Here is a 12,397-nt window from a genome sequence, read left to right as displayed (position 1 = left end):
CCGGATTAGATCTTCCCGGCGGCTTCTCTCTCTGCGACTTCTTTGTCGAGCTGAGCAATATGCTGAACCATCAGTTCACGGCAGTGCGCAGCCAGCTCGCGGACCTGATCTTTACCGTATTTGCTGGTATCGACCGGCGGCAGCATCTCGACAATCACCAGCCCGTTATTCAGGCGGTTAAGATTAATCTTATTCGATGTATTGGAAACACACACGGGAATAATTGGAACGCCCGCCGCAATTGCAGCATGAAACGCACCGGTTTTAAACGGCAGCAGACCGCGACCGCGGCTGCGCGTCCCTTCCGGGAACATCCAGATAGAGATGCGGCGCTTTTTGAAATGATTCACCACTTCCGCAATGGTGCCGTGCGCTTTTGCGCGGTTATTACGGTCAATCAGCAGGTTACCCGTCAGCCAGTAAAGCTGGCCGAAAAAGGGGATCCACAGCAGGCTCTTTTTACCCACCGTCACGGTTGGCGGCAGAACGATGTTAGAGGCGGTCACCATATCGTAGTTATTTTGATGGTTTGCGATATAGATGGCGTTACCGAAATTCTCCGCCCCTTCCGGCAGACGCTTTTCAACCTTCAGACCAAACAGCGGCGCAAGACGACCAAACATGTGGCCGAAGGTGGCGACATGCTTCGGGTTACGCGGGCTGAACAGGCAATAGATGCAGCCGAAAACACAGACCAGAATGCAGTAGATAACGGTAAGAATAAGACGAACAATGTATAGCATAGCGACCTCTGAAGCCCTGACAGCTGACAATTATACTTCACCTGTGGCCAGGTAAGGACTTTATTACGAGCGCGTATTGTTAATCGCAACGCACGAATTAACAACGATTTTACGGGAAATTTTATTGGATATCCCCCTCCGGAACAGAGGGGGATCGAAACGCGTTACTCTTCGCTGTCGCCCGCGGTGCTGCGCTCAGGAGAATCGATCTCCACGCGGTCGATACGCTGCAGGCCGCGCATCAGCGAACCGCGGCGTCCGCGCTCGCCCACCACCTTCTGCAACTCTTCCGGACGCAGCTTGATTTTACGCTTGCCAACATGAATGGTCAGCGTGCTCTGCGGCGGCAGAATAAAGAGATGCGCCAGGCCATCTTCGCCTTTCGCGGCTTCCGCCGACGGGATGTTGATGATCTTGTTGCCCTTCCCTTTCGACAACTCCGGCAGGTCGCTGACCGGGAACATCAGCATACGGCCCGCGGATGTGATCGCCAGCAGCATGTCGCTCTCGTTCTCCACCACCAGCGGCGGCATAACGTGCGCGTTATCCGGCAGGCTGATCATGGCTTTACCGGCACGGTTGCGTGACACGAGGTCGTTAAAGGTACAGATAAAGCCGTAACCTGCATCAGAGGCCAACAGCAGTTTCTGGTCATCGGCTTCCATCAGCATGTGGTCAACCGTCGCCCCCGGCGGCAGCGTCAGCTTACCGGTGAGCGGTTCGCCCTGACCGCGTGCGGAAGGCAGCGTGATGGGGTCGATGGCGTAACTGCGGCCCGTGGAGTCAATAAACGCCACTGGCTGGTTGCTCTTGCCTTTCACGGCCGCCTTGAAGCTGTCGCCCGCTTTGTAGCTCAGTCCCGGCGCGTCGATATCATGGCCTTTGGCGCTACGCACCCAGCCGCTCTGCGACAGGACAATGGTGACCGGCTCTGAAGGCTGCATGTCATGCTCGTTCATTGCCTTCGCTTCTTCGCGCTCATGCAGCGGAGAGCGGCGCTCGTCGCCGAAGGCATCGGCATCGGCCTGCAACTCCTTCTTCAGCAGGGTGTTCATCTTGCGTTCGGACGCGAGGATCGCCTGCAGCTGATCGCGCTCTTTTTCCAGCTCGTTCTGCTCACCGCGGATCTTCATCTCTTCCAGCTTAGCGAGATGGCGCAGCTTCAGTTCGAGGATCGCTTCGGCCTGGGTTTCGCTGATACCAAAGCGCGACATTAACGCGGGCTTCGGCTCGTCCTCGGTACGGATGATCTCAATGACTTCATCAATATTGAGGAACGCCACCAGCAAACCTTCGAGGATATGCAGGCGCTTAAGCACTTTCTCCAGACGGTGGTTCAGACGGCGGCGCACCGTATCGCGACGGAAAGTCAGCCATTCGGAGAGGATCTCCAGCAGGTTTTTCACCGCCGGGCGCCCGTCCAGACCGATCATGTTCAGGTTGATGCGGTAGCTTTTTTCCAGGTCGGTGGTGGCGAACAGGTGGTTCATCACCTGCTCCATGTCCACGCGGTTAGAGCGCGGCACGATCACCAGACGGGTTGGGTTTTCGTGGTCGGATTCATCGCGCAGGTCGTCCACCATCGGCAGCTTTTTATTGCGCATCTGGGAGGCGATCTGCTCCAGCACCTTGGCACCAGAGACCTGATGCGGCAGCGCGGTAATCACCACGGCGCCGTCCTCTTTGGTCCACACCGCACGCATGCGCACGGAGCCACGGCCGTTCTGGTAGATTTTACGGATTTCCGCACGCGAGGTGATGATCTCCGCTTCGGTCGGGAAGTCCGGTCCCTGCACGATATCCAGCAGCTCATCCAGCGAGGTTTTCGGCTGTTCAATCAGGGTAATAGCGGCTTTCGCCACTTCACGCAGGTTGTGCGGCGGGATGTCCGTCGCCATACCGACTGCGATACCGGTGGTACCGTTCAGCAGGATATTCGGCAGACGCGCAGGCAGCATTTTCGGCTCCTGCAGCGTGCCGTCGAAGTTTGGCACCCAGTCCACCGTCCCCTGGCCGAGTTCGCCCAGCAGCACTTCGGCATATTTAGACAGGCGGGATTCGGTATAACGCATCGCTGCGAAGGATTTCGGATCGTCCGGCGCCCCCCAGTTACCCTGACCATCCACCAGCGGATAGCGGTACGAGAACGGCTGGGCCATCAGCACCATCGCTTCATAGCAGGCGCTGTCGCCGTGCGGATGGTATTTACCCAGTACGTCACCGACGGTACGGGCGGATTTCTTGAACTTGGCGGTGGCGTTCAGCCCCAGCTCGGACATCGCATAGACGATGCGGCGCTGGACGGGCTTGAGGCCATCACCGATAAACGGCAATGCCCTGTCCATGATGACGTACATGGAGTAGTTCAGGTAGGCGTTTTCCGTGAATTCATGTAGCGCGAGGCGCTCTGCCATATCGCTCATTACGTGTGATTCCTCAACTCAGAAACCGATGGGTTTCAGGCAATATTGCCGCAGATACTACCCTATCTGGCGAGTTGAGTCACAAAGAAAAAGGGCCGGATAAGCGGCCCTTTTTGCGTTATTTATTCAGCTTGATAACCTGCTTCACGTCGATTTCAAACTCATTCCAGTCTTTATCGACCTTACCCTGGAGCTCGACTTTATCCTGCGGAGTCACGGTTACGCCGTTCCAGCGTTTGTGGTCAATCTCTACCACCACCGTTCCGGTGTCATCGCGGAAGGTGTAGCGGTCATCGGACAGGCGTTCGGTGATGTTCCCGCGCAGCTTCACCCAGGCGTCGTCTTTCAGGTCTTTCACTTTAGCGGCCGTAGTCAGGTTAGCGTTGTTATCGACAAAGCCGCCCTGCTGGGTTTGCGTCTGAGCAGGTGTGGCCGATGGGCCCGTAAAACCGCCCTGAGCAGCGAAGACCGGTGCGGTGGTCATCATCATGATAGCAGCCATTGCAGCGAATTTTTTCATATTCATATCTCCCTTTAATGTGGTGTCGCAGTCCATTAAACAGGGTAATCCTTAACAACTTCTTAAGGGGAAAATTTATTTATTTTTACTGTACAGCAGGCGGACCCAGAGGGTTTACTGACGGCATCAAGGAGGGGATATGCGCATTTTACTGGTAGAAGACGACAAGCTGATTGGCGATGGTATCAAAGCAGGCTTGAGCAAAATGGGCTTCAGCGTGGACTGGTTCACCGATGGAAAAACCGGTCAGGCGGCGCTCTGTTCTGCCCCTTACGATGCGGTGGTGCTTGACCTGACGCTACCTGAGATCGACGGTCTGGCGATCCTGCGCGCCTGGCGCGAAAACGGGCGTAGCGAGCCGGTGCTGATCCTGACCGCGCGGGATGCGCTGAATCAGCGCGTTGAGGGGTTACGTCTGGGGGCCGATGATTATCTCTGCAAGCCCTTCGCGCTGATCGAAGTGGCGGCCCGCCTTGAGGCGCTGGTGCGTCGCAGCCACGGTCAGACGCGCAGCGAGTTACGTCACGGCAAGGTCACCCTCGACCCGACGAGCCTTGTCGCCACGCTGGAGGGGGAAACGCTGACGCTCAAGCCCAAAGAGTTTGCCCTGCTGGAACTCCTGATGCGCAATGCGGGCCGCGTTCTGCCGCGTAAAGCGATCGAAGAGAAGCTCTATACATGGGACGACGACGTCTCCAGTAATGCCGTGGAAGTTCACGTCCATCATCTGCGGCGTAAGCTGGGCAGTGAGTTTATCCGCACCGTTCATGGCATCGGTTATACCCTGGGTGACGCATGAAACTGAGTCTGAAACTCCGTCTGACGCTTCTTTTCCTGCTGCTGTCGCTGACGGCCTGGTTTGCCGCAAGCCTTGTCGCCTGGCAGCAGACGACCCACACGCTCGATAAGCTGTTTGATACCCAGCAGATGCTGTTTGCCAAACGGCTGCTGACGATGGATCTGGATGAGATCCGCGCTCCGGAGCGGATGCGCGAGATGCCAAAAAAAGTGAAGCATGGTCGCCTGGATGACGATGCCCTGGCCTTCGCCATTTACGCCACCGACGGCACGATGATCCTCAATGACGGGGAAAACGGGCGCGACATCCCGTATCACTATCGCCGCGACGGGTTTGATGACGGCAGGCTCAAAGACGACAACGATGAATGGCGTTTCGTCTGGCTGACCTCGCCAGACGGGAAGTACCGCGTGGTGGTTGGTCAGGAGTGGGAATACCGCCAGGAGATGGCGCTGGACGTGGTCAGCTCGCAGCTGACGCCGTGGCTGGTGGCGCTGCCGGTGATGCTGCTGTTGCTTATGGTCCTGCTGAGCCGGGAGCTTAAGCCATTGAAAAAACTGGCGCAGACGTTGCGCCTGCGCTCACCGGATGCCACCGACACCCTGCCGACGCAGGGCGTGCCATCAGAAGTGCGTCCCCTGCTTGACTCACTGAACCATCTCTTTACCCGAACTCAGGAGATGATGACCCGCGAGCGCCGCTTTACCTCTGATGCCGCCCATGAGTTGCGCAGCCCGCTGGCGGCACTGAAGGTACAAACCGACGTGGCGCAACTCTCTCTGGACGATCCGCAGGCGCAGGAAAAAGCGCTCTCGCAACTCCACGCGGGGATCGACCGGGCATCACGGCTGGTGGATCAGCTCCTCACGCTCTCACGTCTGGATTCTCTGGAAAACCTCGACGATGTCGAACCAATAATGATGGCCGATTTACTGCAGTCGGCGGTTCTGGATATCTGGCATCCGGCGCAGCAGGCGGGTATCGACGTTCGCCTGAACATCAACGCCCCGCAGGCTGAACGCACGGGTCAGCCGCTGCTGTTGAGCCTGCTGGTGCGTAACCTGCTGGATAACGCCGTGCGTTACAGCCCACACGGCAGTGTGGTAGACGTCACGCTGGAGGCCCGCGGCTTCACCGTACGCGACAACGGGCCGGGGCTCGCCCCCGAGGCGCTGGCCCGGATCGGCGAGCGTTTTTATCGCCCACCCGGTCAGGATGCCACGGGCAGCGGGCTGGGGTTATCGATTGTGAAACGCATTGCTGCGCTGCACGGTATGCGCGTTTCACTGGACAATGCCGCTGAAGGTGGCGTTGACGTGAAGGTGTGCTGGTAAGGGATTATTGCTTTTAACGCAAAAGACTTTGCACATTTTGCTCATTTTACCGCATCGCCCTCGCGCGTAGAATACTCGCCATACTCTCATCGACGAGGACAAATAATGAGCAACATTCTGATTATCAACGGCGCGAAAGAATTCGCCCACTCTAAAGGCCAGTTGAATGACACCCTGACCGAGGTCGCGGACGGCTTCCTGCGCGACGCCGGGCATGATGTTAAGGTTGTGCGCGCAGACAGCCATTACGACGTAAAAGCGGAAGTACAGAACTTCCTGTGGGCTGACGTGGTTATCTGGCAGATGCCTGGCTGGTGGATGGGCGCACCGTGGACCGTGAAAAAATACATGGACGACGTGTTCACTGAGGGCCACGGTTCACTGTATGCCAGCGACGGCCGTACCCGTTCAGACGCGTCTAAAAAATATGGCTCAGGCGGCCTGATTCAGGGTAAGAAATATATGCTCTCCCTGACCTGGAACGCCCCTCTGGAAGCATTCACCGAAAAAGATCAGTTCTTTGAAGGCGTGGGTGTCGACGGCGCGTACCTGCCTTTCCACAAGGCTAATCAGTTCCTGGGCATGGACCCGCTACCGACCTTCATCGTCAACGACGTGATTAAAATGCCGGACGTCCCGCGCTATATCGCAGAATATCGCAAGCATCTGGCTGAAATTTTTGCTTAACTGGTAGCCTGGAATTAGAAGGAGTTAATTATGCTTACCGTTATTGCTGAAATCCGTACGCGTCCTGGCCAACATCACCGCCAGGCGGTGCTGGATCAGTTCGCGAAAATTATCCCAACCGTACTGAAAGAAGAAGGCTGCCACGGCTATGCGCCGATGGTTGACGCCGCTACCAGCGCCAGCTTCCAGGCCACCGCCCCGGACTCGATCATCATGGTTGAGCAGTGGGAAACCGTGGCGCATCTTGAAGCCCACCTGCAGACCGCACATATGAAAGCGTGGAGCGACGCGGTGAAAGGTGACGTGCTGGAGACCCACATCCGTATTCTGGAGCAAGGGGTTTAAGTCCCCCCCTCACCTCGCCCTCTCCAGCGAAGAGAGGGAGAACAGATCCAGCCCGGCAGGCGCTAGCGCTCCGGGCTTTTTTTATCACCTTAAAACCCAACTGCTATGCTTATTCTGACTTCATGATTAACAGGAGGATGGAATGGGTCTTTTTAACTTCGTAAAAGAAGCAGGCGAAAAGCTGTGGGATAACCTGACCGATCATAAAGGTCAAAGCGACAAAATCACCGAGCACCTCAAGAAACTCAACCTTCCCGGCGCGGATAAAGTTCAGGTTAACGTCACCGATGGCAAAGCCAGCGTCACGGGTGACGGACTGACGCAGGAGCAGAAAGAAAAAATTCAGGTCGCCGTCGGCAATATTGCTGGCGTCAGCGAGGTGGAAAACAATATCACCGCCACCGATGCCAAAGATGAAGCCACCTACTACACGGTCAAATCAGGCGATACCCTGAGCGCCATCTCAAAAACCGTGTACGGTGATGCCAACCAGTACAACAAGATTTTTGAGGCGAACCGCCCAATGCTCTCCAGCCCGGACAAAATTTATCCCGGCCAGACGCTGCGTATTCCTAAGGCGTAACCCACAAGTCGGGGGGAAGCCCCCGACTTTTTACCTGCACAGCTTCCCGCTCTACGCCAAAAAACGTCAGCCGCTCTTTTTGCCGGGCTTTAACCCTCGATGAAACTCGTTGATGCGCTTCATGGATTTGATGGTGCGCTGCGGCTCGGTGGAGGCAACGGACAAGATAATCATCTCCAGACACAGCAGCACCGTTCCGTGCAGCGGAATTTTGCCTTTTTCTCCACCACGCGGAACGTGGATCACCACACTGGCCTCTTTGCTGAAACGCGAATCGAGGGCATTGGTCAGCAAAATAGTCGGGATCCCCAAACGTTTGGCTTCCCGCAGCGTAGTTTGCCCTTCCCGGTGTGCAGATTTTTGCGCCATCATCACCAGCACATCGCCGCGCTGGAGCGCAATCAGCTGTTCGGCAAGGCCTATTCCGGTGCGATTGAGCGGCATGGCGGGGAGCCCCATCCGGCTGAACAATCTGGCGGTGTAGTCGGCCAGAATGCCGGAGGCGCCAATCCCAAAGATAGCGACCTGTCTGGCCTGGGCCAGCAGTGACACCGCCTGCGCCATCGCATAGCGGTTGTGCGGTTGCGACAAGACCTCACAGGTGTGCTGATGCCCTTCAAGCACAAAATCGATGCTCGCGTTAACATCACTGGTGAGCGTATTTACCGTCGAGGAGATCTTTTCGCTCGAGGTGACCACCGGACCAAACCACTGCTCCAGCGTCTGCTTCAGATCGCGCAACCCGGCAAAGCCCAGCGCCTGAATCGCGCGCACCACGGTGGCGTCCGAGGTTTTAAGCAGCGTGGCGATCTCCATTGCCGTCTGCTCCATCACCGCTTCCCGGTTCTCGTTGATGTAGCGTGCCACCAGCTGCAGGCGTGGCGTTAACTGATGCCCCCGTGAGCGGAGGCGCTCGCCGTAAACATCGACCCGCGCTTTGTCTTTACGGATCACTGTGATGCCTCCGGTAGCGGTCGTCCGGCAATCTGCGACTGCACCTGCGCAACCATCAGCCCTAAAGAGGCGAAGGAATTCGAAATGGCCTCTTCACGTGAAATCAGCACATAGTGCCCGGTCCGGCAGGCATTGAGGAACTGGCACCAGCCCGGCATCACCGCCTCCATCGCCGCCAGCTCGTCCTGCGGTTTGCCCCCGGTGTCTCCGCGCCAGGTGGCAAAGACAAAATCGGCGTCCAGCTCCGGCAGACGTTCGGCGCTGACGTCAATCCGTCCCCCTTCCGGGATGCTCTCAATCAGCGGCGGGAAGGTAAAGCCGGCATCACGCAGCACGCGACCTAAAGAATGGTAGCTGTGCATGGCGTTGATTTTTCCCTGGTTGGCCTGAATCACCGACACGGTGATTTTGCGCGTATCGATGGTCGCCTTCAGCGCCCTGATTTGTTCCTGATAGCGGCGTTCCAGTATTTTCAGCCGCGCCTGCGTACCGGTGAGCTGCGCCAGCTTGCGGTAGATCTCCGGCGCACCGCCATCGAGATGGTCGATACTCACCGTCGGGGCTATCTTCTCCAGCTGTTCCACCGGCGTGTTGCGGGTGGGTTCAGTGATGATCAGATCGGGTTTGGCGGCGGCAATGGCTTCAATGTCGATATCCGCCGTGCCGATAAATTTGATACTGGAATTATCAAAATCGATACCCGTCAGCATGCCGCTGGCGCGCAGAAAATGGCTGCCATCCGGGCGCGTGCGGCCATGGCTGGCGACGGGCGGTACGCCAAGCTCTATCAGCGGAATGGTGATATCCAGATCATGCAGCGAGACGATCCGCTTCGGATGAAGCGGCACCACCACCTTGCGTCCCAGATCGTCAGTGAACGTCTGCGTCGGCTCCGCCGCACTCACCGTAAACCCAACCAGCAACAGCATCGAAAAAAGTACGCGCATCATAATCCTCTAAAATCTGTCCCGACGCTGCCAGAGCAGCAGCAGGAAAAACGGTCCGCCAATCAGTGAAATCACAATCCCCGCCGGCAACTGCAGCGGCAGGAATGCCAGACGCCCGACGGTATCGGCCAGCAGCACCAGTAGCGCGCCCAGCACGGCACTGCCCGTCAGCAACGCGGTTTGTCCACCGCGCAGCACCAGACGCGCCATATGCGGCGCAATCAGCCCCACAAAACCAATACTGCCCACGCAGGAGACGCAGGCCGCCGTTAACACTACCGGAGCCAGAACGCGCAGCAGCGCTAATCGTGAGGTGCGAACCCCAAGCCCCGTCGCGGTATGGTTACCCAGCAATGCCACGTCAGCCGCGCGGGCAGTAAAGAGCAGCAGCGCAAACGCAGGGGCAGCCCAGGCTGCGGCGATACCGAGCAGCGTCCAGTTTGCCGCATGCAGGCTCCCCGCCAGCCACAGCATCGCCGTCTGCACATCGCGTACATCGGCGGTGGTCATAAAGATCCCCATTGCCGCAGAGAAGGCCCATGACACGCCAATCCCAATAAGAATAAAACGTGGACGCGAGATATCGCGGGCCAGTGCCACCACCAGCAGCGCGGTAATGAGCCCACCGGCCATCCCGAACAGCGGACGCCAGGCCAGACCCAACGCAGGAAACTGAAAAATCAGCAGCAGCACCGCCGCGCTGCAGCCCTCTTTCACGCCGATCAGCCCCGGATCGGCCAGGCCATTGCGGGTGATGGACTGCATCGCCGCCCCCGCCATGCCCAGCATCGCGCCGCTTAAGACCGCCATCAGCAGCCGTGGCAGGCGAATATCCATCACGATATAGCGCGCATCCGCCTCCAGGCCTGGCTCAGTGAGCAGCGCGCGTCCGATAGCGGAAGCGGGTATGGGAAGCGAACCGTGCGTCAGGCCAAACCCCAGCAGGAGAACGCTCACAAGGACGATAAGCGCAACGCATGCCATAGCCCCCGGGCGCACCAGCCCGGAAAAGGGTCCGACACGCCATGCGCGAAGTCCGGCCCGGTTCATTTGAATATCCTCGACGCCATCAGGATAAAGAGAGGGGCGCCCACCAGCGCGGTCACAATCCCGGTGGCCAGCTCATACGGCATAAACAGCGTACGGGCCGCGATATCCGCCAGCAGTAACACCAGCGCCCCGCACAGGGCGGAAAGCGGCACCATCATACGTAAGTCCACCGACACCAGACGGCGAATCAGCTGTGGCACGACCAGGCCAATAAAACCAATCGGCCCGGCAATGGAGACGGCCGCGCCGCAAAGCAGCGCAATCGCCAGCAGGGCCAAAAGGCGGGTTTTCAACAGCGACACGCCCAGCCCCTGCGCCATCCGGTCGCCCAGGGCCAGCATATTAAGCGAAGGCGACAACCAGAGCGCCAGAGCGAACCCCACCGCGGCAACCCAGGATGCGCTATGGATGGTCTGCACGTTGAGCCCGGCCAAATCCCCCGCCAGCCAGGTGCGCATGGCAAGCAGCGTCTGTTCGTCCAGAATCAGCACCGTGGCGGTAATCGACGAGGCAAACGCCGACATCGCCACGCCGCATAAGGTGATTTTCATCGGCGTGAGTCCGGTACGCCCTGAGGAGGAGAACGTCAGCACCAGCAAAAACAGCGCGGCAGCACCAACAGCGGCAATCAGCGGGCGGCCAAACGGCAAGGTAAACCCGAGCGCGCTGGTCAGCACCACAGCCAGCGCCGCCCCCGCGTTCAGCCCCAGAATATGCGGCTCGCCCAGCGGGTTACGAATAACCGACTGTAACAACACGCCCGCCACGCCGAGTGCGGCCCCGGTGGCCATGGCGGCAGCCAGCCGTATCAGGCGCAATCTGACGATCACGTTATGATCGAAATTACGCGGGTCGAAATGAAGCAAGGCCTGCACCACCGTCTGGGGAGCAATGACACGCGCACCAACACCCAGGTGGGCAATCGCGCCCATCATCAGCAGCAAGGCAAACAGCAGGAAAGCCAGTGACGTTCGGATCATGATTTTTCTGCGACCTGGCGAAACGGCATAAAGAACGGCTTACCGGTCAGCGGATTAACCGACATATGGACGTCGACATCAAACACCGCTTTGATGAGCTCCGGCGTGCAGACATCACCTTCGTGCAGCACGCCCTGCACTTTCCCCTGGCGTAAGAAGACCAGCGAGTCACCGTAGTTTACGGCGAAGTTGAGATCGTGAAGCACCACCACTACCGTACGACCATGCTGGCGGGTCAGGGTATGCAGCAACTCGAGGATTTCTACCTGATAGCGAAGATCGAGAAAGGTTGTCGGTTCATCCAGCAGGATATACGGCGTTTGCTGCGCCAGGGCCATGGCGATCCAGCAGCGCTGACGCTGGCCGCCGGAGAGGCTTTCGACGGGCAAATGTGCAAACTCTGCCGTACCGGTCAGGTGCAGGGCCTCATCAACGGCCTGCTCGTCCTCGTCGCTCCACTGGCGCATAAAATTTTGCCAGGGAAAACGGCCGCGTGAAACCAGTTCAAATACGGTCAGTCCTTCCGGCAGCAGCGGAGATTGCGGCAGGATACCGAGCTGCCGGGCGACCGCTTTGGTCGGTTGCTCGTGAATGGCTTTGCCATCGAGCAGCGCGGCGCCGCCAAGCGGCTGCAACAGACGCGCAAGGGTGCTCAGCAGTGTGGATTTTCCACAGCCGTTCGCCCCCACCAGCACGGTCATTTTCTGCCGGGGGATTGCAAGGGAGATATCATCGACGATGATTTTTTTCTGATAGCCCGCGGAGAGGTTCTCCAGAACCAACCCCGGCTTATGCGTGTTGTGCGCCACGTGAATGCCAACTTAATAAAAAATCTAACAAATAAAAATAAAACTCATTCTCGTTGAGAGTTTGCCGCTGCACCATGTAGTAGTCAAGGGGATAAACACCCTGGTAAAGCCAGGGTTAAATAACAGGTACTACAGCAACAACGTTGTTTTTAACATCATTATTTTCATCATGTTATCCACCTCCCTTTCGCATCAGAACAGGCACCTTCAGGCTGTAGCCGAT

General features: G+C 57.9%; 13 protein-coding genes. 5 read left to right on the top strand and 8 right to left on the bottom strand.

All coding sequences use genetic code 11. From position 1 onward, the window contains the following. Positions 1-5 precede the first annotated feature (5 nt). From plsC to NQ842_RS04695, 3 genes are all read right to left on the bottom strand, one after another. The gene (gene plsC, locus NQ842_RS04705) at positions 6-743 is read right to left on the bottom strand and encodes a 1-acylglycerol-3-phosphate O-acyltransferase (protein ID WP_013098722.1); all 738 of its coding nucleotides are present in this window, start codon (positions 741-743) and stop codon (positions 6-8) included. 164 nt (positions 744-907) lie between these two features. Then, entirely contained in the window at positions 908-3,166 is a 2,259-nt protein-coding gene (parC, locus tag NQ842_RS04700) for a DNA topoisomerase IV subunit A (RefSeq protein ID WP_125364687.1), read from the bottom strand. Between the two features lie 118 nt (positions 3,167-3,284). Next, positions 3,285-3,686 carry a YgiW/YdeI family stress tolerance OB fold protein gene (locus NQ842_RS04695; RefSeq protein WP_014833278.1) on the bottom strand — a complete coding sequence of 134 codons (402 nt, stop codon included), beginning with the start codon at positions 3,684-3,686 and terminating at the stop codon, positions 3,285-3,287. Positions 3,687-3,825: 139 nt separating this feature from the next. On the opposite strand from NQ842_RS04695, the gene qseB reads away from it, so the two are divergent. The 5 genes from qseB to lysM all read left to right on the top strand — a co-directional run bounded on the left by qseB (position 3,826) and on the right by lysM (position 7,434). After that, positions 3,826-4,485 carry a quorum sensing response regulator transcription factor QseB gene (gene qseB / locus NQ842_RS04690; protein WP_014833279.1) on the top strand — a complete coding sequence of 220 codons (660 nt, stop codon included), beginning with the start codon at positions 3,826-3,828 and terminating at the stop codon, positions 4,483-4,485. Beyond that, complete coding sequence (qseC, locus tag NQ842_RS04685; protein WP_257256562.1) at positions 4,482-5,819, top strand: quorum sensing histidine kinase QseC; 1,338 nt, start codon at positions 4,482-4,484, stop codon at positions 5,817-5,819. Before qseB ends, qseC begins: the two co-directional genes overlap by 4 nt. A gap of 105 nt (positions 5,820-5,924) precedes the next feature. After that, positions 5,925-6,506, top strand: a complete 582-nt coding sequence (locus NQ842_RS04680; protein WP_014833281.1) for an NAD(P)H-dependent oxidoreductase — start codon at positions 5,925-5,927, stop codon at positions 6,504-6,506. 30 nt (positions 6,507-6,536) lie between these two features. Beyond that, a complete protein-coding gene (locus NQ842_RS04675; protein WP_014833282.1) occupies positions 6,537-6,851 on the top strand; it encodes a putative quinol monooxygenase in 315 nt (104 codons plus the stop codon). Positions 6,852-6,993: 142 nt separating this feature from the next. Continuing rightward, positions 6,994-7,434 carry a peptidoglycan-binding protein LysM gene (lysM, locus tag NQ842_RS04670; RefSeq protein ID WP_046888649.1) on the top strand — a complete coding sequence of 147 codons (441 nt, stop codon included), beginning with the start codon at positions 6,994-6,996 and terminating at the stop codon, positions 7,432-7,434. A gap of 66 nt (positions 7,435-7,500) precedes the next feature. On the opposite strand, the gene NQ842_RS04665 is transcribed toward lysM, so the two are convergent. From NQ842_RS04665 to NQ842_RS04645, 5 genes are read right to left on the bottom strand one after another with little or no spacing between them, the layout of a single operon-like run. Then, entirely contained in the window at positions 7,501-8,388 is an 888-nt protein-coding gene (locus NQ842_RS04665; protein WP_046888650.1) for a MurR/RpiR family transcriptional regulator, read from the bottom strand. Then, positions 8,385-9,335 (bottom strand): iron-siderophore ABC transporter substrate-binding protein, encoded by a 951-nt coding sequence (locus tag NQ842_RS04660; protein WP_257256907.1) that lies wholly within the window; start codon positions 9,333-9,335, stop codon positions 8,385-8,387. Before NQ842_RS04660 ends, NQ842_RS04665 begins: the two co-directional genes overlap by 4 nt. 9 nt (positions 9,336-9,344) lie before the next feature. Beyond that, a complete protein-coding gene (locus tag NQ842_RS04655; protein ID WP_063411982.1) occupies positions 9,345-10,385 on the bottom strand; it encodes an iron ABC transporter permease in 1,041 nt (346 codons plus the stop codon). Continuing rightward, positions 10,382-11,365, bottom strand: coding sequence for an iron ABC transporter permease (locus NQ842_RS04650; RefSeq protein WP_257256561.1), 984 nt, complete (start codon positions 11,363-11,365; stop codon positions 10,382-10,384). Before NQ842_RS04650 ends, NQ842_RS04655 begins: the two co-directional genes overlap by 4 nt. Continuing rightward, positions 11,362-12,174, bottom strand: coding sequence for an ABC transporter ATP-binding protein (locus NQ842_RS04645; protein ID WP_050860590.1), 813 nt, complete (start codon positions 12,172-12,174; stop codon positions 11,362-11,364). The genes NQ842_RS04650 and NQ842_RS04645 overlap by 4 nt, the downstream gene beginning before the upstream one ends. Between the last annotated feature and the right edge of the window lie 223 nt (positions 12,175-12,397).

Source organism: Enterobacter cloacae complex sp. R_G8, from assembly GCF_024599795.1.
Lineage (GTDB): Bacteria > Pseudomonadota > Gammaproteobacteria > Enterobacterales > Enterobacteriaceae > Enterobacter > Enterobacter dissolvens.
This window is presented reverse-complemented; position numbering and strand designations above follow the sequence as displayed.